This is a genomic window from Paenibacillus sp. FSL F4-0100 (assembly GCF_037993005.1).
Taxonomy (GTDB): domain Bacteria; phylum Bacillota; class Bacilli; order Paenibacillales; family Paenibacillaceae; genus Paenibacillus_AQ.
The window spans coordinates 3001633-3025778 of the sequence record NZ_CP150303.1 but is presented as its reverse complement, the minus strand read 5'-3'; the positions used below and the strand labels follow the sequence as shown (position 1 = coordinate 3025778).

Genomic DNA, 24146 nt, shown 5'->3' with positions numbered 1-24146 from the left:
TGCGTACAAAGCGCAGTCTACCACACAACTTCCTTCCCCTTATAACTACAGAGCAATATCTGAATCAGTATCAGTCTAAGACGAACATGGATTATTCTTTCCATTTGGCGCTACCGGACCTGATCGCCTTTATTTCGATCAAACCAGCTCGATTCGCGAATCGTACAGACACTAGTGCTTTCATTTCCATCAAAATCGCTGAATTCGCCAATCGAGCAGGCACTAGGCCCCTTCATTTCGATCAAACTAGCTCGATTCGCGAATCGAACAGACACTAGTGCCTTCATTTCGATCAAAATAGCTTAATTCGCGAATCGAGCGGACTCCAGGTCCGTTATTTCGTTCAGAATTGCTCATTTCGCGAATCGAACGGACACCAGATCCGTTATTTCAGTTAACATAGGGCGATAATCACACTTTTACGGCGAATAACGTATCTCATGTCCGCTAAACTAGTTAAACTCATCTTTTTTAACTAGATAACGGATGCTCAGTCCGTTAGAAATACAAATATAATATAATAAAATGCAATTCGACGCAAAACAAATACAATACAATGCAATGCAATGCAAATGCCATACAATGCCATACAATGCCATACAATGCAATATAAATGCCTTTCAAATGCCTTTCAAACGCAATACAAACGTCCTTCCAATGCTCTTCAAACGCACGCACTTCCATTGCAATACAAAGCAACCATCTCGCACGATTTCATCATTCCAACTCAACTCGACTGGCATTACTCACGATCCGTTTTACAGCCCCGATAATCCATTCCATCTCCACATATTGGTTATGCGGCGCATTGTATTCGACGCCCCAGTAACCCTTGTATCCGCCTGCGATCAGGCTCCGCACCTTCTCCTCCGCATCGGGATGAATCGCTGTTTTTGCGTCAAAATGAGTATGTACCGTCCATGGGGCAACCATCTCATCACCTTCAGCCTCATCTGCCTTCCATCTGCCAAGATGAAGCAGAAAACCAAAAGCCGGATGTTGGACTTCCTCGGCAAGCCGTTTCATTTCTCGCGGAAGCAGCGATGCGCCCATATGATTTTCCGGACCAATGGTATAACCGCCATCCGCTGCACGATCCGCATATTCCCGATAACGTTTAACGGTATACTCGAACTGTTCGTTAGTCATCGGCTCCGATTCCTTATAACTGCCGCCGGTGTCGATTCGCACGGTTTCGGCGCCCAGGATTTCAGCGGCATCCAGATGAACCAGCGCGTTCTCGTACAGCTTCTGCCGGATATCCGGGTCTGGATCCCATAGGTGCGCTCCATCCACAGCAAAGTTAACCACCCTCATCTCTTTCTCATCCAGTGCCTCTCTGATTTTCCGGATGTAACTCTTATCAGCAAGCTTATATACGCTATCGCTCCGATCGATGAAAAAACCGTTCCACAAATCAACCGCATCCATTCGGTACCGGTACTTCACCGTCTCCAAATAACCGAACACATCCATTTTTCCATCCAGAAACGTATTATAAAAAGAATAGCCGCCAATCGAAATATTCACCTGAATGCCCCCTTAGAGAATAGATCAAAGCACGATCTTCCGTTTATCACACTACCAAACACCCTGCGCAGCATATCTTACTCTATGGTGTATTTAAGATGATGATATTCCCCGCCGGAGAGAAAACCTTTCTTCCTATACAGTTGCTCCGCTTGATTTCCCGTCGTTACAAAGAGGCGCAGCACAGGGTAATCAGGCTCCAAGGCCGTTAATGCCCTATCCAGCATCCCGCTCGCCAACCCCAGCCCTCGATGTTGGGGTAATACTGCGATGCTATAAACGAGTGGCAGGCCCTCCCATAAAGAGATCAAACATACACCGACGATTTCTTCCGTTGTTCGGTCATATACTACTGAAGAGGCTTCCAACAGCTTGGGGTCCACTATGTCAAAATATCGGGCCGCATCATCCGCATAAACTTGGACTTCCCGCTCATCCGGGCCATTTGCATACGCTTCCCTAAACACCTCTACAATCTTAGACATATCTTCTATTGTGGGCCTTCTATCCATATAATGGAGATCCATCGATGTTTCCAGCTGTTCGGTAGGCCGCATCATGCATTGCCTGGATTCAACCTGAACGAAACCATTTTCACGAAAAGCGATCTCCTGCTCAACCAGAACATTATGAGCATGCAGAGACTCTGTCAAGTTCCAGGATTTTAAGGTATAGCTCTTCACGTAATCAATCATCTTTGTGGTAATAGAATATGGGGGGATACCAAACACAAGTCCGATGGAATGGTCAGACAAATAAACTCCCGCCACTTTATCGTCACCTAAGACAACCCAGTAACCGTCGTCCGAATCCGCTAGAACCTTGGTTAAATCACCCCAGCTCGGTCTAAACCAATTATTCTTATAATAGGTAGCAAAATATTTCGAGAACATCTTGGGATCCGCCTTTATTAATCTGTATTCCATAACTCCCCCTCCTTATACCCTTTTGAATTAGGCTCATTATATAGGTTGGAAGAGGAGTGGGCAAAGGGATTTATCTTCTATAATAAAAAAATCACACATACCGTTTCGGCTAGGATAGAATCAGGCTAACCCCGAGATACCCCGCTGTTCCCCACATAATCAACGCCGATATTCGGTTCAACGTGGACAACCATTTCCCTGATGGATCCATCCTTCCCGCTGTCCTGCCCGCTATTCCAAGACCCAAGAACCACAACCACGAAACTGCGATACATACAACGGCAAAGACCACTTTGTCGATCCCTGTATATTGGAGCGAGCTTGTGCCAATGACCCCGATCGTGTCCAGAACAGCATGCGGATTTAACAAGGATACAGACATGGCAAATACAATTTGCTTTTTCGGCGTAAACGAACGAGTCTCTTCTTGCGCTTGACCCGAAGGTTTACTCTCCCAGGTTACCCTTCCCATATAGACCAGGAAACAGATCCCCAATGAAAACAGCACGGTTCGGATCCATTCATATTCCAGAACAACAACGGATACCCCCAGAACCGCTAATGAGATCAGCAGCGTATCACATAGCGATGCGGTAATCATGACGGGCAGTGCCTTGATGAAGCGGGGTTGTACCGCTCCCTGATTAAATACAAACACGTTCTGCACGCCCAAAGGAAGAATAAGACCCAAAGCTAGAATGAATCCATGAACGATGACGCCTATCATATGAAACCAAACCTCCAGCGAATATTTCCACCATTGTAAAGGAGGGTATCGGTTGCGTCTCCAACCAATTGGTTGGCACTTGACCCAACCAATGAGTTATACTGAGGCATATTCCTACATGAAAGCGGGTTTACCTATACCTATGGCTGAAGAATGGAAATTGAATAAGCACTCCAATGTGCCGCTTCATCAGCAAATTTATGATGTTATCAAGAGCAGAATCATGAACGGGGAATGGCCGGTCGGAACCCGAATTCCCACGCAGCGAGATCTGGCTGCCAAATTTCAAGTGAACCGCAGCACCATTGTGTATGCACTCGGGGAGCTCGCCGCAGACGGTTTAATCGAATCCCGCGTGGGACAAGGGACCGTAATTATTAACAATACATGGAGTTTACTTGCTGCCACGCCTCCGCCTGATTGGAATCAATATGTGAAATCCGGCTCCTATCAGCCCAACATCCATATGATCCAGCAAATCAATCGTGCGGAAGCCGATGCTAGCATGATCCGTCTCGGAACAGGCGAGCTCTCTCCTGATCTCCTTCCGGCTGACCAAATGCGGGAGACGTTTAGCGGCAGGATGTCCAGCCGCTTCACCTTGGGCTACTCGGAACCGAAAGGGAGCCTATACTTAAGGGAAATCATCAGCGATCATCTGAAAAAGAAAGGGATTATGGCCTCCCCTGCTTCCATACTCATCGTCTCCGGCGGGCTGCAAGGCTTACAGCTGATCTCGCTTGGATTGCTGCATCACGGTTCCTCCATTTTGGTAGAGAATCCCTCTTACCTGAACTCGATCCATGTGTTTCAATCCGCCGGCATGCATTTGCACGGCATCCCTATGGATGAGAACGGGATCCGAACGGAAGCCATCGGGAGACTTAAGCGCCAACACAGCGCTGCCCTGCTTTATACTATCCCTGCCTTTCATAACCCTACCGGAACGCTAATGTCTTCCGTCAGGCGGGCAGAACTGCTCCAGATTTGTGCTCAAGAAAGGCTGCCCTTAATCGAGGATGACGTGTATGGGGATTTATGGTTTGACACCCCTTCACCCCTCCCTCTGAAAGCTTCGGATAATCAAGGCCTAGTGCTCTATATGGGCAGCATGTCCAAGACCCTGGGTCCCGGGCTGCGCATCGGATGGATCGTCGGGCCTGAGCCGGTCATCGATCGGCTGTCCGATATCAAAATGCAAACCGATTACGGCTCCAGCTCCCTTTCCCAGCATGCCGTCGCCGAATGGCTCTCCAGTGGGTTATATGAGAATCATCTCGCTCAGATCCGGGCAGAGCTGATGAGACGCCGAGACTTTACCCTGTCATTACTGGAGCAATATTTTCACGATATTGCACTCTGGAATACACCCCAAGGGGGATTCTATATTTGGCTTTGCATCAAGAACCCCCTCTCCATTCGCCCTTTATTTGAACAAGCGCTGAGGGAGAGCATTTTGCTTAATCCCGGAAATATATATGATCGTAACGACCAGCAGCATCTGCGCCTATCCTATGCTTACGCCTCGTACGATCAGCTGGAGAGCGGGCTTATCCGGCTTGCGGAGCTTATCCGCCTCCATGCGGTATCATAAGAAAAAGGGCCCTCCCCCGGACTTTGATCCACAGGGAAGGCCCATTCCTATTGTGAGTGTGCCACTTCTGCTATCTTATTTCGGAGGTACGGCGATTTTCCGATTTCTACAAAACGACATTCTTCTTGCCGACGATCCTCTTTTACACATGACGACGTTCCATCAGATTAATTCCTATGCCCATGCACAACACCCCGATGAGCAGCAATTTGGAAATTGGGAGCCAGAGATCCGCGATGCCGTAACCGTACACGGCTATTCCCGTCAATGCTTTCATGGCATGGGTCAGCGGAATGACCTCCGCAATGCCAAGCAGAATCGGATTCGTGATTGTACCTGGCGGCATATATATCCCACTGATGAGCGGCATGATCGGAATGATGGACGGAAACAGCGTCCCAAATTGCTCGGGCGACTGCAAGATGCCGACAAAGAGCATGCATAAAGCGACGATAGTCAGTGTATAGATCACAATGACTAGCAGCAACAAGCTATATTGATCGCCTAGGTTAAAGCCGAAACCATACCGAAAGATGAGCAGCACCAGGATGATCTGCAAGACGCCGATCAAAGAGCTGTATAATAGGTGACCCATATACATCTCCGTTTTTCGGACAGGAGACAGAGTGAGCCGGTTCCAAACGCCGGATGCTTTATCTTTCGTAATCGTATTCACCTTGAACCCAACGGTAAACATCACTAGGAATAACGAAAATCCAAACAGCAGTTGAAGTCCCATATCATGACGAACGAGTTCTCCCCCATCCTGCGACTCGGATTGGAGACGCAAGGGCGGTTTCTCCATATAAGCATGTACGTGCTCGCGGAATTTCGTTTCATCTTGCACGTTCGCTGCTGCGGCCCGAAGCAACATCTCTCGTTCATAAACCGTACGGAGATGCTGATCAGCTAGCTGGACATATGGGTTATCCATTGCGGCTATGATGCGATAATCGTCAGAAACCAGCTTCACGGCGAGATCTGCGCGTCCCTCGCGCACTTTTTTTCTTGCCGCCTGTTCATCCTGAATTCGAAATTCGAACGTATCGTTTTGATTCAGCAATTCGATCCACTTGGCCTCAGACTTTTCCACCGCCCCGTCTTCGGTGAAGATGTCAATCTTGATCTTGCTGTCAACGTTCGCTCCGAACATAAGCGTGGCTATGATGCTCAGACCGATGAACATGATGATCATCCATGGATTCCGCTTGTCTTTCATCCATTGCGATAATAAGATGGGAGCCATCAGATCCGCCCCCTTCTTGGAAAGATCCATAAACTCGCAGCTAGAATAACGATGAAGAATACCCCTTGGTACAGGATCGGCAGCCATAGCTCTTGAAACGGACTGCCCTGAATCCACTGAATCATGGACATTAAGGCCAAGCCGTTGGGGGTAACGCTGCCGATGTTCATTAGCCAATCCGGCAAAATATAGATCGGCACCAGATTCCCTCCGATGACCCCGAGCACAACTAGCAGTATGAATGAAATGCCGGTTGCGACATCAGCGTCCTTCATTCGGAATAGCATGGCTGTAAAAAGCGCGGATAACGCCGCGACCGTTAGACACAGCATGAAGATGATGAAGGTCAGACCGATCCAGAAGATCAGGGACTTCCCCGGAAAAAGCTGAAACAGAAAGTGTGAGATCATGATCAGTACCGAAGATTGAAGCAGAGACATGCACAAGGTCGACCCAACCTTGCCGGACAAGTAGCGAAATGGATGGGTTCCGGCAAGAAGGAGACGCATAAACACCATCTCTCGCTTTTCCGTGATCGATTTGGACGCCGTCGTTGTGGAGACGGACAGCGCAAAAAATATACTGACCGCCAGTGCGTAATATTGGAACGAGGTGATCATGTCCACACCTTCGATTTGTTCCAATCCGCCGACAGGGCTGTTCGCCAGCGCAAGCTCGCCTTCACCCTTGCTTTCCTGTCCTTCCATTCCGCTGTCCAGCGCAGCCTGATAATTAACGGTACCCAAAAATCCATCCAGCATATTTTGCAGAATATTCACTTTCATCGAATTCTCTAGCGCCGTTAAAGTCAGAACCGCGCCGTCCCCCTCATGCAGGAGAAGCTTGTTAAGTGCAGCCAGCGTGTATGCCTCAGGAACTGTTATGATGGCCTCCACTTTCTCTTCCTTCAGCTGTACTTGGGCAGTCTGGTCATCCAATGCAGCAACTTGAAGGAATTCTTCAACCTCATCGTCCCCGAACATATTCATTAATAGGGCTTCCAGTTGGAAATTTGCGGCTGCTTTACTCAGTTCGTTCTTCTGTTCCGTACTGATTGACATACTCTTTAGGCTTTCTTGAAAGGCATGGACTCCCTCTTCATGTCGGTCCTTCACGACCAATGCGACTCTCATCTCAAGAGACCCATTCGAATTCTCTACCCAATTCGGCAAGGCAAATCCGAGAACCAGGATTAGCGCTAATGGCATAAACAAAGCAATCAGCATCTTTTTCCGGTCTCTCCAATAGACGAGAAAGTCTTTTTTGAAAAATACGCCCAAGCGTCCGTCCCTCCTCTCAATCCCGAAGCTTGCGGCCGGTCAAATGAAGAAATACATCCTCGAGACTTGGCGACTGGATATGAATATTCTGAATCTGTACCCCATTGCGTTCCGCAGCCTGCACGATGCCGGACAGAATGTAACTGTTCTTCATTACAATGAGCTTCAAGCCATGATCCGTCTCCTCAACCTGCCTGACGCTTTCTATGGATCGAAGCTCCTCGGCCAGCTCCGGATCCGGGCGATTCAGCTGGATGATCAGCGTATCCTCACCGGACAAGATGTGCTGCAGCTCCTCCTTGGTACCCGAAGCGATAATCCGCCCGTGATCCATGATGTACATCCGGCTGCACAGCTGCTCCACTTCTTCCATGTAATGGCTTGTGTACAGTACCGTTGTACCTTTGTCCCGGTTCAAGCGCCGGACCGTTTCAAGAATATGATTGCGGGACTGCGGATCAATGCCCACGGTTGGTTCATCCATGATAACGATTTGCGGATCATGCAGCAGAGCCGCTGCGATATTGATCCTTCTCTTCATGCCTCCGGAATAGGTTCGAATTAACTCCTTCTGGCGATCCCGAAGGCCGACCGTCTCAAGCAGCTCCTGAATTTTGATCTCCAATTCCTTCCCGTTCAATCCATATACGCGCCCGAAAAATTTAAGGTTTTCATACGATGTCAATTCTTCATACAAGGCAATTTCCTGAGGCACCACGCCTAATACGGTGCGAATATCCTGCGGATGCTTGAGCACGCTTTTGCCGTTCAGGCGTACGTCGCCGCCCGTCGGTTTCAGCAAGGATGAAATCATGGAGATGGTTGTCGATTTCCCGGCGCCGTTCGGACCGATCAATCCGACGGATTCCCCCCGGTCCAGATACAGGCTGACTCCCTCCACAGCAGTCTTGCCCTTAAACACTTTTCGAAGTTCTACGGTTTCCAGCATCATGTCTCCCCCCATTCTCGAAATGAAACCTAAGCTGCCTTGGCGCCCTTCGTTCATATCGTCCACAGCTACAAGTGTATATGCAAAAAGGCAGTGCCATCACTGCCCTCGGTCATTGCTTTGATTCCGAACCATGACTTCAGTCATGTTAGATTCGGATTTAACGGGTCATCGCCTTTTCTCGCGAATCAAACCACATTGTGCCGTATGGCATAAATCGCCAGCTGTGTCCGGTCTCTTAGATCAAGTTTGTCCATAATCTGGCTGACGTGATTCTTGACCGTTCCGATCGACAAACCCAGCTCGTCTGCGATTTCGCGGTTGCTTCGCCCTTCCCCTACCAGACGTATGATGGACAGCTCCCGCGGGGTAATCGAAGCATCAACGACGGGCGCTTTCTTCTCTTCCAGCAGTTTGGGGATCACCTTGGCCGCCACATCCTCCTGGAGCGACAATCCGCCGCTTAAGCAGCTTCGAATCGAGCGGATCAGGGCCTCTGGCTCGGCCTCCTTCAGCATGTACCCGCTTGCCCCGCTCTTTAACGCCTCGACCGCATACTGGTCGTCGTTAAACGTCGTCAGCATCAGCACTTTGGTTTTCGGCCATCGTGAACGTATAATGCGGGCAGCCTCCAATCCGTTCATCTCCGGCATTCGGATATCGAGCACAACGACATCAAAGATATGGTTTTCGCATAAAGCCACCGCCTCTTTGCCGTTACCAGCTTCACCGGCAACCAGCATATCCGAATCGCTTTCGATCATCATTTTCAGACCTTGACGAACCATGGCCTGATCCTCTGCCAATAATAAACGTATCAGCGGACTCCCTCCTCTATGAACTTGGACATGAATAGCGTTCCGCGAACGATAAATTGGTTGTCGTACTGGGAGATTTGAAGCTCGCCCCCAGCCTCTTCCATTCGTTCTCGCATCGCTTTTAAACCATAACCATCCCGGTATGTATCGCGTTTCCGGTGATACGGATTGCTTACCTCAAAACGGAATATCCCGCCTCCCGGCGCTTCGAAGATGATATGCACTTCTCGGGTGCTCCCATGCTTCATCGCATTGGTCATAGCTTCCTGAACCGCTCGGTATACCGCAATGGATTGGATATTGTTTAACGGTACGGTAAGTGCTCCATGCCGCGCCGTTAGCGTCACGCGCATAAAGCTCTCGGATTCCAAGCGCCGGAGAAGTCCAATGATCGCAGGCAATCCGCTGGTCTCCTGCTGTTTCATGGATTTCACCGCGTTCCTGGTCTCCTCCAGACTTTCTTTGGCAAGGGCTTTAAGCCCCTTCAGAACTTCAGCGGTTTCCCCGTCCGCCTGCATCCGGTGCATCTCAAGCTGCATGAGCAGCGCCGTTAATTTATGCCCGACGGAGTCATGGATATCCCGACCGACTTGAGCCCGCTCCTCCTGCCTGGCATGCTGCTCATCCGTAATCAGGCGGCGTTTCATATTACGATACTCACTGAGCAGCGTTTCATATCGAACCGTTGACTCTTGATTACGGGACCAGACCGTGCGAAATAAGGCAAGACCCATCGCGAGCATAACCGAGTATAGAACGAGGAAGAACCATGGAAACTCGGCGTATCCGAACAAACCTGGCACCATGGCACCTGCGGCCAGAACAAGACCTATGCAGGCAGCATGGATGAACGGAAGCCGATATACGGCTTTTCCTGCCAGAATGGAATAAACCAGTAGAATGTATGGGTTTGATGCACTTGTGCTGGTTGGCCATAAGGAGATCATGGAGAATAAAGACGCAACGAGCAGTGTGACAAATAGCATTGCAGGCTTGGCGCGGTATAACGGCGATAGAAAAAAGGCCGAGAAGAAAATAGCGCTGCTTCCCAATCTCCAAGGCAATTGATCCGGATTTACATGCTGCAGCACAGGGACGAAGGCGCATAGCCAGCTTAAAACAAGAAATAAAAACCATATCCAGAACGACCGCACATGCTCTCCTCTCTTTCCTATCAAGAGTTCCACGATTTCCAGTAAAATATATCGTTCCAAATTTTAGTTATATCATATCACAAGCCTCTTCGGTACTTTTGGGGAAATAAGTAAACTGGAAATAAAAAAATCGCATCGATATTATTGTGAAAAAATATACATACACGCTTAAACCCTTATCAATACTGGGATTTATTCGGCAAGCCCAGAAGGGAAATACAGCGAAAAACAGGCCCGAATTTGTGACGAAACTGGTAACTCTCGTGAATGTTTGAACAAAGTATGAACTGCCCCAGAACCGCGCCACTACAATGATTTCGCTCACAACCCTCCCCTTTTGTAACAAATTGAACACATAAAATTACATACATTGACACGAATGTGGGTTTATATGTTAATTATACAAATTTATGTGTTTTGCAAAGCCGACCGGAACTTTCTACTATAGATGTGTTAGTAACATTGAATCGAACGAACGTTTCAAGGAAAGGGGTACATCATGAACAAAAGAGGGCCGTTATTTGCATTGTTTTTATGCTTTACCTTGCTCTTATCGGGCTGCAGCTCGATCACGGTATTAGATCCGAAAGGACCGGCTGCGAGAACCCTATCCGATACAATCATATTCTCCATTCTCATGATGGTCGGAATACTAGCGGTTGTTTACGCGCTCTATATCTACATGCTCACAAAATATCGAGCCAAGAAATCCAACGAAGGTTACGAACCGCCTCATGAAGAGGGCAACAAATGGCTGGAAATTCTGTGGACTGCCATTCCGATTCTGATCGTTGCCGTGCTCTCTGTGGTAACCGTCAAAACGACGGTCGCCGTCGAGAACGTTCCTGAAGGATACGAAAACCAAAAGCCTTTGGTCATTTACGCTTCCTCTTCGAACTGGAAATGGCACTTCAGCTATCCGGAAGAAGGAATTGAGACCGTCAATTACGTCAACATTCCAACCAACCGTCCGATCGAATTCCGTCTCTACTCTTTCGGTCCGATCACAAGCTTCTGGATCCCTCAGCTTCACGGGCAGAAGTATGCGATGAGCGACATGATCACCAAGCTGAACATGGTTGCCGACGTACCAGGTTCGATGATGGGCCGTAACGCAAACTTCAACGGCGAAGGGTTCGCTCATATGGAGTTTGAAGCACTTGCCATGACCTCTGCCGAGTACGATGAGTGGGTTCAGGATGTAAAGGATACCGCGCCTGAACTGAAGGAAGATGAGTTCAAGAAGCTTCTGGATACCGCGCATGTCGGACGAATGACCTTCTCCAACACGCATTTGGAATTCAGCCCGCCGCCATCCGAAGACCATCACCATGGCGGTGATGTCAACGGCAATGAGGAGCATCAGGACCATAAAGACGATGATCCGAATGAACAACTGCCGGACTCCCCGGCTGAAGAAAGTCCAAATCATCAACATGAAGGACATTAAATCGGTGAGGAAAACGTTCTTCACCCGATCTACTTCATACATCCAGAAAGGAGCTAGGCCTTTATGAAATGGGACGAATTTTTCGTTACCGGTGATCCGTTAATTTACGGTGCCATGGTGAGTATTGTTCTCGTCTCGCTTGCAATCCTCTTCGGTTTAACCTTTTACAAGAAGTGGGGTTATCTCTGGCGGGAATGGCTCACAACCGTGGATCACAAAAGAATTGGGGTCATGTACATCATCTGTGCATTGATCATGCTGTTCCGCGGAGGCGTGGACGCGATCATGATGCGTGCGCAAACCGCTGCGCCGGACATGAAGTTTCTGAACGGTCAGCATTATAATGAAGTATTCACGACTCACGGGGTTATCATGATCCTCTTTATGGCGATGCCGTTTATCTTCGGTCTGATGAACGTCATCATTCCGCTTCAGATCGGTGCCCGTGACGTAGCTTTCCCTAAACTGAACGCAATCAGCTTCTGGCTGTTCTTTGCCGGCGCGATGCTGTTCAACATTTCCTTCGTTATCGGAGGCTCGCCGGATGCCGGCTGGTCCGCCTATTTCCCGCTGGCCAGTATCGAGTTCAGTCCGACGGTCGGCAATAACTACTACTCGCTGGCGCTTCAGATTTCAGGGATTGGTACCTTGCTGACAGGTCTGAACTTTATCGTGACGATTCTGAAGATGCGTGCTCCGGGCATGACCCTGATGCGCATGCCGATGTTTACGTGGTCTGTATTGATCACTTGCGTCATTATTATCTTTGCTTTCCCTGTACTTACGATTGCGCTCTTGCTTATGATGTTCGACCGCGTCTTTGGTTCGCAATTCTTCACGATGGCCAACGGCGGCATGGATATGCTATGGGCCAACCTGTTCTGGGTATGGGGACACCCTGAGGTATACATTGTCATTCTGCCAGCTTTCGGTATTTTCAGTGAGATCATCTCGACTTTCTCCAGAAAAAACTTGTACGGTTACAGCTCCATGGTATTGAGTATGGTGATTATCTCCGGGTTGTCCTTCCTGGTATGGGCCCACCATTTCTATACGATGGGTCAAGGGGCTATGGTTAACGGCTTCTTCTCCATCACGACGATGGCGATTGCCGTACCGACCGGAATCAAAATATTCAACTGGCTCTTCACGCTTCGAAAGGGTCGAATCAGTTTTACGACGCCGATGCTCTACTCGCTTGCCTTTATTCCGATCTTCACGATCGGTGGCGTTACCGGCGTCATGCTGGCGATGGCCAGTGCCGACTATCAGTATCACAATACGATGTTCCTGGTTGCCCACTTCCACTATGTGCTTATTCCAGGCGCCGTATTCGCCGTCATTGCCGGTTTCCATTACTGGTTCCCTAAAGTATTCGGCTTCCGTCTGAACGAAAAGCTTGGCAAAATCGCATTCTGGTTTATTGCCATCTCATTTAACGTTACGTTCTTCCCGATGTTCTTCCTGGGACTTATGGGGATGACCCGTCGTACGTACACCTATTCGGCCGAAACCGGCTTTGGCCCGCTGAATATGCTGTCGATGGTCGGCGCAATTGGCCTGGCGATCGGATTCATCATTCTGGTATACAACATCTACTGGAGTACACGTTACGAGCCGCGCGACAAAACAGGAGATCCATGGGATGCACGTGCACTGGAATGGTCTACGCCAAGTCCGGTTCCTGTATACAACTTTGCGGTAACGCCGAAAGTCAAAGGCCGCGACGCCCACTGGTTCTCGAAGAAAAACAACGAGCCGCTTTCGGATGAGAAAATCACGAAGATTCACATGCCAAGCAACACCGGAAAACCATTTATACTGGGTATCGCCTTCTTCTTCCTTGGCTTCTTCCTGGTATTCAGCTGGTGGATTCCATCCATCGTTGCCGGTATTGCGGTATTGATTATTTTGGCAACCATGTCCTTTGACCGTGATCACGGATACTACATCCCGGTTGAAGAGATTGTTCAAACCGAACAGAAATTGCGGGGTGATACGGTATGAAAATAGATGCCACTCAGCCGCTGGAATATGGAACAGAGGAAAACCGTAATCGTATATTTGGCTTCTGGCTGTTCCTTGGAGCTGAAATTGCGCTCTTTGCAACCTTGTTTACCGTCTACTTCGTTCTCGTGAACCGCTTTGCCAGTGGTCCGAGCGGAGCAGAAATCTTTGAAATTACACCAGTATTACTTGAAACGTTCCTGCTCTTAACGAGTAGCTTCACCATTGGTTTGGCTGTTCATGCGATGCGTCTGGGACTGAAAAAGCAGATGATGATCTTTATGGTCATCACCCTGCTGCTCGGTGCAGGATTCCTTGGGATCGAGATCTTCGAATTCTTCACCTATGTGCATGAAGGAGTAACGCTCTCAACCAGCGCCTTCTCCTCCAGCTTGTTCACATTGCTTGGCACCCACGGAGCTCACGTTACCTTCGGTCTCCTGTGGGGAACTGGCATTCTGCTTCAAATTAAAAAGCATGGACTGGATCATTCCACAGCCAACAAGTCCTTCATCTTCTCGCTCTACTGGCACTTCCTGGACGTTGTGTGGATCTTCATCTTCAGCTTTGTATACTTGAAAGGACTGATGTGACATGTTAAAACAGCTATTTCCAATTAAGCATGTAGCGGGTTATCTATCGTCTCTCGTCCTTTCAGCGGTTGCACTCGTCGTTCTGCTGGATATGCCGGCAGCTTCGAAATTGGCCGTTCTGCTGGTTACCGCTATCCTGCAGGCAACCGTTCAGCTCATGCTGTTCATGCACGTCGGGGAAAGTGATGACAAAAAATCCGTTTACATCAACATTGCCTACGCTCTGTTCGTTGGCCTTGTCACGATCTTCGGAACGCTGTTCATCTTCGTATGGGGCTGGTATGCTTAATCCCTGCGAATATCTTTGAATTTAAAATATGGCGATGAACGTTCGCATGCTGAACCTATCATCCAATATCAAAGAGGGTATCCCAAAAGATCCTAGATCTAGCGGGATGCCCTCTTTCTTTTATACGACGCTTCGTGTACGAATCGTTCCTACCATCGCTGTTGTCCCCAAATTTCTTGGAACGGTTCTGAGCAAGGACGAAATGTGAGGGCAAAGGCGAGCGCTGACGCTTGTCCGGAATTAATTCGTCCTCTCCGCTACGTTGTGCGGAAACATACTTTAGACGAACGAAAAGAAACCGTTTCTTGGTAAAATGGATGTGCTACCACCATTTACGAAAGGAACGGTTTCTTTACATTCAATACACGATAGATCAACTTTACCAGCCACTGGACTTGGAGGACGACATTAGTCACGCCCTGCATCCATGTCTAGAATTTCATCAATCTCACTCTGGAGCTTCGTAGTCAGGGTCTGTTCGTCTCCAATAATCCAGGCGTGATTATAAGGAGCTTCCTTAGGGGACGTGCCGCTCTGACGCCGTATCGAGTCTACATACTTCGTAATGGAGCGTGGCACCCCGTCGCGGTCCGTAAACAATAAAGGTGCATGCTTACCCATATGGGACAATGGAGCGGCTGCAATGGACAATACGGGCGAATCTGGGGTTGAGAACGAGAGGCTGTAACCCGGTGATTGAACGCCCCAACCAAAGCCTGTAACGGGATCATTGAACTGAGCAAAATGTAAGGCATTCTCGAACGGGTCATCCCCGGATATCCGCGTCACCTTCCCATATTGCCGCAGCTCGTCCTCGACTGCCCGGGATACCACCTTTTCGGGACCGATGATATAGATATTCGCTTTCCCTTTCCGCTTATGAAGCGCCTGTGCCGTCACTTCAGGCACATTCTTCTCGCGAACATACAGCATCGTTTCCGGCATATGGGCAATCCAGCTTACCGCAGGAAGCGTATAATCCGGACGATCCATCGATCCGACAATAACCGAGGTGGGTACAGATCCGGATACCTTAGCAGCGTATTCATCAATAGCGGCTGCTGCTTCTGCTGGCTCCCCGGCAGCAATGTGATCGGTCTTATATTCAAGCCCATGTAGCTCCTTCATCACCCTATCCGAAATCGGGCCGACAGTAATAATCTCAATGCCCTTGTTATGCTCCGCTCCCCTTGGCTTCAGCCGTCTCAGCTCTTCCAGTGTCTCCTTGGGAATCCCCTCTTCTTCCACAAACAGTAGAGGCCCTTCGCTAAGCTGGGTCAGATCGACGCTAACAGCCGCAATGGACCATTGAGCCAAATCCACCAGAATCACCGCCTGCGGACGACTATGCTCATTCGTGGACTGCCACAGCGTCTTGGAGGTCAGTACAGCCGCACTTACTGGATCGGATGTATTCAATCGAATGGTGTTCTTCGTAGCGGACCAAGGTACAGGAACATCCTTCAGCAGCTCCTTGCTGTGAACAGCCGAGGGAATGGAGGGCTCGGAATGACTTTGGGTCTGACTCCATGCGAGGATGCCTGCCGTTAACAGGGCAAGAGCCCAGCCGGCGATCATTTTTTTCACCGTATATTCCTCCTGTCTCACAATAAAGCGTCTTTCGGATAGATCTCCTCCACCCTTGATGCTGTTAATTCTACAGATCTTCCATTAACTTCTCCTCATCCATATCCGGCGGCAGTCCCGGCCGGTCATTGGAACGGTTTCGCCTCCATTGCTCCTTCAGCATCTTCACAAACACGTCATCCCTGGAGAGCCAGGCGCCATACTGCCGCTTCATGTGCCGCTCCGCCTCCTCGAACGATCTGAACCGGAATGGGAGGGGTTCCCCGTTCCACTCGACAATCCATTCCCCGGCGTGGGCATAAACAAACAACAGATCCTCACTCCAGCTTTCGTATAGAACACCGGACTCCGTCCCCTTCATGTTGAATTGATTCCGTGAAGCGTCGAACCGGATCGGTTCCAGCTCAAACGAGTCAGCAGCAAATAATTGATACACTTCCTCGTTAATCGTGCACCCCGCTGCTTTGGGATGACCGCCTCCCCCGTATCGCATCGCCACTTCGGACACATCCACGTGATCATGAATCGTACGAAGGCTCATTTTCCTTCCCCCCATGTTCAAGATAGAAATGTAATCCAGGTGAGGATATGTCGTTCCCAGCTCGCTGGCAAGCTCAGAATGATAGGATTCGGCATATACAATGCCTACGCAGTGCTCCCCCACGAAGGTCTGAATGAGTTCCCGCTGCTTACGGCGGATGTAACGATCGATTTTATTCTCTTCCATGTCCAATATTTTCTCTTCAAACTCATCAAAGAAGAAGCCCCCCTGCTCCCGCAGACGCTGCGTCATCTTGCTCTCAAATTCGTCAAGGGACAACATATAGAACAAATCATTCAGACGTTTAGCCTCAATCTTCTGATTCTCTTCCCATTCCCATGTATCATAGAGGCGGACCAGCTCTACGAATTCGTCCAGTGCCTCGCTTCTGCCCAGATGTCCATGCTCAATTAAATATTCATAGAATAGTGAGGTTGCCGATGCTGGGCGGCCGTCCCGATGCGTGACATCCACTTGCCCCCAGCTATATTCATTCAAGTGAAGAGCCGTTTTGTGGTGATCAATAAGCTGCACCTGCCCTCCCTCTTCGACAAACACGTTCAGTTCCTTCTCCATATCCGGAGCGACGGACAAATCCGTAATAAACAACACATCATACGGATTCTCCTGCACGGAAGTCCGGTTCAGATACCTTGCGACTTGCTGATTCAAACCGTGAATGGAGTTGTAACGGACATCAATTCCTTCGGCGAAAGCGCATTTGGCGATAATGCCGCATCCGACACCATCCAGATCATTATGGCTGTATAGATGATACATTGGTGACTTCCTCCAAACAGTAGGTGGAATGATTAGCTGATCCTGTCTTTCATCCCTTTACGGTTCCCTAAAATCTATCGCTTTAACCCCTGTTGGCCTCACCCGACGATACAGTTGTTCATTGGAACAGCGTTCAAGTAAAGTGCGATCGCAAACCCATGGCGTGATTCATAAAGCTGTGGGGAGAAAATAAAAAAGTCATTCTTCTGCAGAAACATTGTTTGCTGCAGAAGAATGACTTTTTTTAATCGCCATGTGGCGTTTCAATAGAAAACAGGAAAATGAGTCCGAGATTTTGGACAGTCTTCATCCAACATCATACCAAACTGTGAATTATAAGTCTATTTTTTGGGGGCAGGATGTGTCAAGATATTTTTCGTTGAATGAACAAATCGGAGGAAAAGGAGACCACAACAATGTATATAAAAAACGGAGAAATTACCATTCATTATGAAACTTTCGGCTATCATCAAGGAGGGCCAACCCTGGTATTAGTCTTTGGATTTTCGATGTCCATTCAAGATTGGGTCGATTTCGGTTACGTGGATAAGTTAGAAAAGCACTTCAAATTGGTTGCCATTGAACCACGTGGACATGGACGGAGCTCATGTCCAATTGATCCTTCTGCGTATCAATTGGATTTCTTGGTGTCGGATGTAAGAACAGTGATAGAACATCTGAATCTACCGAAAGCCGTTATTTGGGGTTATTCGCTGGGGGCGAAAATCGCGTTGGCTTTATCCGAATCCTTTTCCGATAAGATTAGCGGCCTGGTGCTAGGAGGATGTGAGCTGCACTCATTTGTAGACTTATCCAATGACATTGTTACAGATACCCTTATGCTTGGTGGTATTGCTTGGCGAGATCTTTGGCAGCAATTATTTGAAGTACCCAAAAATATGGCAGAGCGACTTACCCAAGTCAATACCAATGCGCTGCTCTCGCTACGAAAAGTCGAAAAAGATTGGCCTTCCTTGGCAGGCATTCCCCAAAAAATAACATCACCTGTTTTGTTATACGCAGGAGAACTTTGCTTTAGCCGGGATGATATGAGAACGATGTCCCGATTATTCGTGAATAGTGAGTTGATGGAAATGAAAGGTGCGAACCATTTCGAGTTAATGCCAGCTGTCGATTGGATTGGTGACGCTGTTATCACCCATTTTGCAAAAGCATAGGACAACGTTAATTTGGTTAATAACTTGATGGGACGAAAAGCCGGCTTAAAGCCCTACAGCACAAGCTGATTCGCTGCTGCTAGGTGAAGCAGATTGATAAATCGGGGGAACCGTATCAAAAGATTAGGATGTAATTTACTGCGATTCAATGAGCCTACAACTTATCTGGACATCTGTCATTAACTCGAAATTATGGAACAAAAAAAGAAGCGGCTGCTGAGCCGCTTCTTGGATAATAAAAATATTATGCCTGTTGCACTGGTCTCGGACCTTTGGATGCCATAACCTCATACATCCCGTGGCTGGAGCTGATCACATGCTCAGGCTGCGGCTTACCGCGGTTATCACGATGTCCTTGAATATGTGCCGGACTGGTCTCCCAGCGTTTCCACGCCTCTTTGGATTCCCAGCGGATCATGACGATGACTTCTTCCGTTTCGTCGGTACGCTTTGCATTCTTAACAAGGACATTCAGATCGATGAAACCTTCAATTTCTTCAATGGGTCCCGGCTTGCTGAACCGTTCTACAACCAGGTTGGATGTGCCTGCTTTAACAATAATCGTTTTCGTCTCGATCAACATATTCAACGAACACTCCCTTAGCGAAAATAACCGTAAAATGAACGATATTCTTCCATTCTAAATGATAACGATTATCATTGTCAAATTCTAACCTTTCACTTTAACAATAAAAAAATCTGACCAGCATAAACCTGCTGATCAGATGATCATCAATTCAGAGAAACGTGCTGCATGGAATTGCAAGCCGTGCAGTCCTCCTGCAAATAAAACAGCGAAGTAAAGCCAGCCTTCTTCAGCTTGCGCGCAGCCAGGATTCCATCCGAACGCTTCGGTGTTACAATGACCACGGCGTCATCGGGTTTCAGTTCCTGCTCCCACACATACGGCAATCTCCCAAGCGAGATGTTAATCGTCTCTTTCCGAGGACTGGCCATATATTCGGAAACATCGCGTACATCGAGCATTTTCAGATTCGGACATTCCTTCTGGGCCTGTCGGAGATCGCTGCACTTCATGAACCTCAAGCCAGTTATAGGTACATACCTCCGGTAATATATACTGAATATAAATATAATCAGAGCGGCAGATGCAATCAGCACGCAGCATTCCCCCATCATTGTCATGTGCATCAGCTTGATGCTTGGTGGAAAGAGCACGGGACATTCAACCCCCAGACCCTACCCCTACGGGTATATAGTATGTGCTTCATGTTTAAATGTCAATACATCATGACAAAGCGCATTCTTCAATTTCAAAGCCCAGGTCTTCAATCAATCCCCAGTCTGCGGTATGCGCCTGGCCTTCTGTCGTTAAATAATCGCCGATGAAAATCGAGTTGGCTGCGTATAATCCCAGCGGCTGCAAGGAACGCAGATTGACTTCGCGCCCCCCTGCAATTCGAATCTCCTTCGTGGGGTTAACAAACCGCATCATGGCAAGAATCTTCAAACACATCGTCGGGGTCAATTCCTTGCGCCCTTCAAGAGGAGTGCCCTCAATCGCATTCAAAAAATTGCAAGGAATCGAATCCGCTCCAAGCGATTTCAGAGCAAACGCAATCTCCACCCGTTCTTCCAGGCTCTCGCCCATTCCGAAGATAGCTCCGGAACAAGGGGACATTCCGGAAGAGCTTGCCTGCTTCACGGTATCTAACCGATCATCGTATGTATGCGTGGTCGTAATCTGTTCATAGTTATCTTTGGAAGTATTCAAATTATGGTTATATCGATGCACGCCGGCATCGGCGAGCTTACGCGCGTGGTCCTCATTCAGGAAGCCCAGACAACAGCACACCTTCAGCTGAGTAGTCTGTGTAATCTCCTTCACCGCTGCGACTACATGATCAATCTCTCGATTGGTAGGACGGCGACCGGAAGCCACGATGCAGTAGGTGCCCGCCTTTCGGCGAATCGACTCACGCGCGCCTTCGAGAATTTTGTCTTTGGTAAGCCATGCATATTTATCGATAGGCGCTTCCGAAACGATGGACTGGGAACAGTATCCGCAATCTTCAGGACACAAACCGGATTTAGCGTTTACAATCATGTTCAACTTGACCTTATTCCCGTAGTACTCGCGGCGGATGCGATATGCAGCCTGCATAACCGTCAGCAGTTCCTGATCCTCGCTGTTCAGAATGGCCAAAGCCTCAGTAGGCGTAATTTCATACCCTTGCACAACGTGTTCAGCCAGCGTCGCCCAATCATAATGGATCTGAGTCGTCATATCTTCATTCTCCCTCTCCGTTTTAAATGTTAACCTCTTCAAATAAAAATCAGGTTAACAATAAGAGTAATAATAGCATAGATGACGAAACAGAGGCAATCCTCCAGCGCAGCTTTTGCAAGAAAAAAAAGGACTGCTTCATCCATGCCTGCGTCAGGCTTGATGAAACAATCCTCTTCCTCGTTAACTACTGTTGGCTTTATGGCGCTCGCTTGGGCAGCATTTTCACATATTCATCGGACAGCTTCATCAACTGCAGAATATAGTCATAATCGCTGCGATACTGCGTGATGTCTGTTACGGGCTCGAGCGTCTTCAAGGAAACCGCCGTGCCGTCCTCAAATCCGTCACCAGGAACGAACAGAATGTCATTATTAAAGAAAGAGCCTGTCGGTAGATAATATCGCATCCCGATTACATTGCGATCCACATTCAGCAGGTCATGCCCAAATGCGTTAAAACCTTCGTCGTCAAGCGATACACCTAAAAGGTTAGCGACGGTTGGCAGAATATCGACCTGACCCCCCACCTGCTCGATGACCTTTCCTTCCTTCATGCCGGGTACATGAATGACAAGCGGGATGTTAAATCGGCTGACCCGCTCATGGTAAGGAATTCCTAGCGTTGACGAGATCATATTGGCGTCGGCTTCTGCCGGATTGATGCCGAAGTGATCCCCGTACACAACCAGTACGGTATCCTCCCACAACCCGTTCTGCTTCAGACGGTCAACCAGTGTTCCGAGTGCATAATCAGAATAATTCACCGACTTCAGGTAATTCCCCAGATGGGTCCCTTCCAGCTCAGCCGGCAGGGTGATCTTCGCGAATTCATCCTTCACATGGTATGGAGAATGGTTGGATACCGTGATGTAATGGGCATAGGTAGGCTTGTTCTGCTGTTGATTCTCCAGCAGCTTGTCCACGCCGACACGGAACAACTCTTCATCGGAAGGTCCAAATTCATTGAAGTTATCATTCGTGAAATACGGCTTGTCGTAATAATGCTGAAAATCAAGTGCCGGGTACAGTTTGCTTCGATCCCAGAACTTCACATCATTCACGTGGAATGTCGTGGTAATATACCCGTGCTTGTTCAAGAGCCGCGGCAGACCCGGCAGCTCTTTATTTCCGAACCCGGTGGACATCGCCACCGTTCCGGTCGGATAAATCGATGTATTGACCGCAAACTCGGCATCCGAAGTGTTGCCTTGCCCGATCTGTTGGAAGATATGCGGAAAGTACAGACCGCCAGCCGCAAGCTGGTTCATCACCGGTGTCAGCTCCTGGCCATTCAGGGATTGACCCACCGGAAAGTTCTGCAGCGATTCCATCTGAACGATAATCAGATTTTTGCCTTTGGCAGCGCCGAAGTAGTCCGGCTTGTTCTTTGCTTCCTTAACGTAAGGATAGGTCGCCAGCAGCTGCTGGGACCGCAGAATGGTGTCCTGCAGACTCCCTTCGGCTAAGGCACGATTCTCCTGCGAATTTCGGATCACGGCCGATACCTGATAATTCATAAAGCCCATCTGCTCCGCGCGCACGATTTCATTCTCGATTCCCCATTCTTTCCGGATGATAAGTCCGGACAGAACACTCGTAATGACCAGCACTACCGTCATGGAGATGCGCCACTTCATTCCAGGTCTGCGCGAATAGGATGCGGAATAACTGGAACGGACTCCACCAAAATGCAATCCTCTTCGCGAGCGCGAACGAATTTTTCGAACCGCCCATATGACCAATAGGACTAGCAGGTCCAGGAAGAAGAGAAAGTGCTCCGGCTCTAGCAAAGCCGTAATGCTGGCTCTTACCTGGTTTACTTGACCAATACCCGCAAGCGCGGTATACGTCGGTATAGACCCAAAATGAACGTTATAAACCGCGGACGCAAACATGATAAAAGATAATACGACATCTAGGATCACATAGACCATCTTTTTCCCTCTTACCGGCAGGATCAGCTCCAGTAAGCTAATCAGGACCAACAGGGACAGCGCGTCGGTAAGCACCTTACCCCATACGACCCCATTAAACAGAAACACTCTTAGAAGGATCAACTTCAATAAGAGCGTCAAAAAAACGAGTATGCTTAATTTCAACCTTTGTTCAAGGTAGCGTTCCATTTTCCATTCCCTCTTTTGTGTAAATATAATGTTAAATTTCAGCTTCCATTATAACAGGAATGTAAACGTCAATCTAATCTGCCCATTCCTTCGCCCCCCCTGGTCAATTGTCCAATGCATGATCCTTACGTATCACGTAGGATAAAGCATCCCAATCAAAAGGCTGGAGGGTTTAAGACATGAAGATGGTTGTAACCGGCGGAGCAGGCTTTATCGGCTCCCACCTGGTGAACGGACTCGTTAATCAAGGCTATGAAGTCCATGTGATCGATAACCTGACAACCGGAGATCCAGGTCGCCTGCACAGCGAGGCAATTTTACATGTAGCCGATGTAAACAGTCAGCAGACAACTGCATATATCTCCGTGCTGAAGCCGGACGTCGTATTCCACTTGGCCGCACAGGCCGACGTGCAGCGATCGATCAAGGAGCCTCGACTTGATGCGGATGCGAATGTTATGGGCACCATCAATATACTTGAAGCATGTCGTAAAGCTGGGGTCCGTAAGATTGTGTTTGCTTCGACGTCAGGCGTATATGGGGACCTGGAGAAATCTCAGCTGACGGAGGATGATCCGGTTAATCCGATCTCCCTCTATGCACTTTCCAAAGTGGTAGGTGAGCAATATATCCGTTTATACCACCGCTTCTTCGGCCTGCAGTACACCATTCTTCGTTATGGGAATGTCTACGGACCGGGTCAGACTGCGAAGGGGGAAGGCGGTGTTGTGGCGGTATTTGGTGACCGCCTGCGTCAAGGCGCTCCGTTTCATATATACGGCGATGGCAAACAAACCCGGGATTTTATTTATGTTAAGGATGTGGTTGAAGCGAACCTCGCCTCCATCCAACACGGGGATGAGAGCGTTCTTCATGTTAGCACCGGCACTGGCCATACCGTCAATTCACTCGTCGATCACATCAGCAGGCTGCATCCTAACCGCATTGATGTCAACTATCTGCCTGCGAAGAATGGTGATATTCTGCACAGCTGCCTGAATAATGAGAGAACCCGTGCATTGCTGCAGTGGAGCCCGTTATTTAGCCTGGAAGAAGGAGTGGAAGAAACCTACAGACACTGGCTTGGCACATCCTAGTTTCCCAAATGAACGGTAGCAAATGAA

21 protein-coding genes are annotated in these 24146 nt (G+C 48.6%); 7 read left to right on the top strand and 14 right to left on the bottom strand.

Going from position 1 to position 24146, the window contains the following annotated elements; genetic code table 11:
* Positions 1 to 717 precede the first annotated feature (717 nt).
* The 3 genes from MHH48_RS13565 to MHH48_RS13555 all read right to left on the bottom strand — a co-directional run bounded on the left by MHH48_RS13565 (position 718) and on the right by MHH48_RS13555 (position 3183).
* Positions 718 to 1530, bottom strand: coding sequence for a TIM barrel protein (locus MHH48_RS13565; protein ID WP_076321261.1), 813 nt, complete (start codon positions 1528 to 1530; stop codon positions 718 to 720).
* 77 nt (positions 1531 to 1607) lie between these two features.
* Positions 1608 to 2456, bottom strand: coding sequence for an N-acetyltransferase (locus MHH48_RS13560; RefSeq protein ID WP_076321260.1), 849 nt, complete (start codon positions 2454 to 2456; stop codon positions 1608 to 1610).
* Between the two features lie 109 nt (positions 2457 to 2565).
* On the bottom strand, positions 2566 to 3183 hold the full coding sequence (locus tag MHH48_RS13555) for a LysE/ArgO family amino acid transporter (protein ID WP_076321259.1): 618 nt from the start codon (positions 3181 to 3183) through the stop codon (positions 2566 to 2568).
* A 142-nt stretch (positions 3184 to 3325) separates the two neighbouring features.
* On the opposite strand from MHH48_RS13555, the gene MHH48_RS13550 reads away from it, so the two are divergent.
* The gene (locus MHH48_RS13550) at positions 3326 to 4777 is read left to right on the top strand and encodes a PLP-dependent aminotransferase family protein (protein ID WP_076321348.1); all 1452 of its coding nucleotides are present in this window, start codon (positions 3326 to 3328) and stop codon (positions 4775 to 4777) included.
* A 142-nt stretch (positions 4778 to 4919) separates the two neighbouring features.
* Here MHH48_RS13550 and MHH48_RS13545 read toward each other — a convergent pair whose 3' ends face one another.
* From MHH48_RS13545 to MHH48_RS13525, 5 genes are all read right to left on the bottom strand, one after another.
* Complete coding sequence (locus MHH48_RS13545) at positions 4920 to 6023, bottom strand: ABC transporter permease (protein ID WP_076321258.1); 1104 nt, start codon at positions 6021 to 6023, stop codon at positions 4920 to 4922.
* A complete protein-coding gene (locus tag MHH48_RS13540; protein ID WP_076321257.1) occupies positions 6023 to 7303 on the bottom strand; it encodes an ABC transporter permease in 1281 nt (426 codons plus the stop codon). The genes MHH48_RS13545 and MHH48_RS13540 overlap by 1 nt, the downstream gene beginning before the upstream one ends.
* Before the next feature lie 16 nt (positions 7304 to 7319).
* Complete coding sequence (locus MHH48_RS13535) at positions 7320 to 8252, bottom strand: ABC transporter ATP-binding protein (protein ID WP_076321256.1); 933 nt, start codon at positions 8250 to 8252, stop codon at positions 7320 to 7322.
* Between the two features lie 188 nt (positions 8253 to 8440).
* The gene (locus MHH48_RS13530; RefSeq protein ID WP_076321255.1) at positions 8441 to 9073 is read right to left on the bottom strand and encodes a response regulator transcription factor; all 633 of its coding nucleotides are present in this window, start codon (positions 9071 to 9073) and stop codon (positions 8441 to 8443) included.
* Complete coding sequence (locus MHH48_RS13525; RefSeq protein ID WP_076321347.1) at positions 9070 to 10224, bottom strand: histidine kinase; 1155 nt, start codon at positions 10222 to 10224, stop codon at positions 9070 to 9072. The genes MHH48_RS13530 and MHH48_RS13525 overlap by 4 nt, the downstream gene beginning before the upstream one ends.
* A 499-nt stretch (positions 10225 to 10723) precedes the next feature.
* Here MHH48_RS13525 and qoxA point away from each other — a divergent pair, with 499 nt between their 5' ends.
* The 4 genes from qoxA (at position 10724) to qoxD (ending at position 14563) form a co-directional block, all read left to right on the top strand.
* Positions 10724 to 11674, top strand: a complete 951-nt coding sequence (qoxA, locus tag MHH48_RS13520; protein WP_076321254.1) for a cytochrome aa3 quinol oxidase subunit II — start codon at positions 10724 to 10726, stop codon at positions 11672 to 11674.
* Between the two features lie 63 nt (positions 11675 to 11737).
* Positions 11738 to 13681 (top strand): cytochrome aa3 quinol oxidase subunit I, encoded by a 1944-nt coding sequence (qoxB, locus tag MHH48_RS13515; RefSeq protein ID WP_076321253.1) that lies wholly within the window; start codon positions 11738 to 11740, stop codon positions 13679 to 13681.
* Positions 13678 to 14274, top strand: a complete 597-nt coding sequence (gene qoxC / locus MHH48_RS13510; RefSeq protein ID WP_076321252.1) for a cytochrome aa3 quinol oxidase subunit III — start codon at positions 13678 to 13680, stop codon at positions 14272 to 14274. Before qoxB ends, qoxC begins: the two co-directional genes overlap by 4 nt.
* 1 nt (position 14275) lies before the next feature.
* Positions 14276 to 14563 carry a cytochrome aa3 quinol oxidase subunit IV gene (gene qoxD, locus MHH48_RS13505; protein ID WP_076321251.1) on the top strand — a complete coding sequence of 96 codons (288 nt, stop codon included), beginning with the start codon at positions 14276 to 14278 and terminating at the stop codon, positions 14561 to 14563.
* Positions 14564 to 14971: 408 nt separating this feature from the next.
* Here the strand turns inward: qoxD and MHH48_RS13500 are convergent, their stop codons facing one another.
* Positions 14972 to 16141 (bottom strand): cell wall-binding repeat-containing protein, encoded by a 1170-nt coding sequence (locus MHH48_RS13500; protein WP_256720418.1) that lies wholly within the window; start codon positions 16139 to 16141, stop codon positions 14972 to 14974.
* A 79-nt stretch (positions 16142 to 16220) separates the two neighbouring features.
* Positions 16221 to 17471, bottom strand: a complete 1251-nt coding sequence (locus MHH48_RS13495) for an oligoribonuclease (protein ID WP_076321249.1) — start codon at positions 17469 to 17471, stop codon at positions 16221 to 16223.
* A 416-nt stretch (positions 17472 to 17887) separates the two neighbouring features.
* Here MHH48_RS13495 and MHH48_RS13490 point away from each other — a divergent pair, with 416 nt between their 5' ends.
* On the top strand, positions 17888 to 18649 hold the full coding sequence (locus tag MHH48_RS13490; protein ID WP_076321248.1) for an alpha/beta fold hydrolase: 762 nt from the start codon (positions 17888 to 17890) through the stop codon (positions 18647 to 18649).
* A 244-nt stretch (positions 18650 to 18893) separates the two neighbouring features.
* Here MHH48_RS13490 and MHH48_RS13485 read toward each other — a convergent pair whose 3' ends face one another.
* The 4 genes from MHH48_RS13485 to MHH48_RS13470 all read right to left on the bottom strand — a co-directional run bounded on the left by MHH48_RS13485 (position 18894) and on the right by MHH48_RS13470 (position 23022).
* A complete protein-coding gene (locus MHH48_RS13485) occupies positions 18894 to 19232 on the bottom strand; it encodes an antibiotic biosynthesis monooxygenase (protein WP_036665294.1) in 339 nt (112 codons plus the stop codon).
* Between the two features lie 149 nt (positions 19233 to 19381).
* Complete coding sequence (locus tag MHH48_RS13480; protein WP_256720408.1) at positions 19382 to 19828, bottom strand: rhodanese-like domain-containing protein; 447 nt, start codon at positions 19826 to 19828, stop codon at positions 19382 to 19384.
* 70 nt (positions 19829 to 19898) lie between these two features.
* Positions 19899 to 20897 carry a biotin synthase BioB gene (bioB, locus tag MHH48_RS13475; RefSeq protein ID WP_076321247.1) on the bottom strand — a complete coding sequence of 333 codons (999 nt, stop codon included), beginning with the start codon at positions 20895 to 20897 and terminating at the stop codon, positions 19899 to 19901.
* 199 nt (positions 20898 to 21096) lie between these two features.
* Positions 21097 to 23022, bottom strand: a complete 1926-nt coding sequence (locus MHH48_RS13470; protein WP_076321246.1) for an LTA synthase family protein — start codon at positions 23020 to 23022, stop codon at positions 21097 to 21099.
* Positions 23023 to 23201: 179 nt separating this feature from the next.
* On the opposite strand from MHH48_RS13470, the gene MHH48_RS13465 reads away from it, so the two are divergent.
* Positions 23202 to 24119: an NAD-dependent epimerase/dehydratase family protein gene (locus MHH48_RS13465; RefSeq protein WP_076321245.1), complete on the top strand. Its 918-nt coding sequence runs from the start codon at positions 23202 to 23204 to the stop codon at positions 24117 to 24119.
* Positions 24120 to 24146 lie beyond the last annotated feature (27 nt).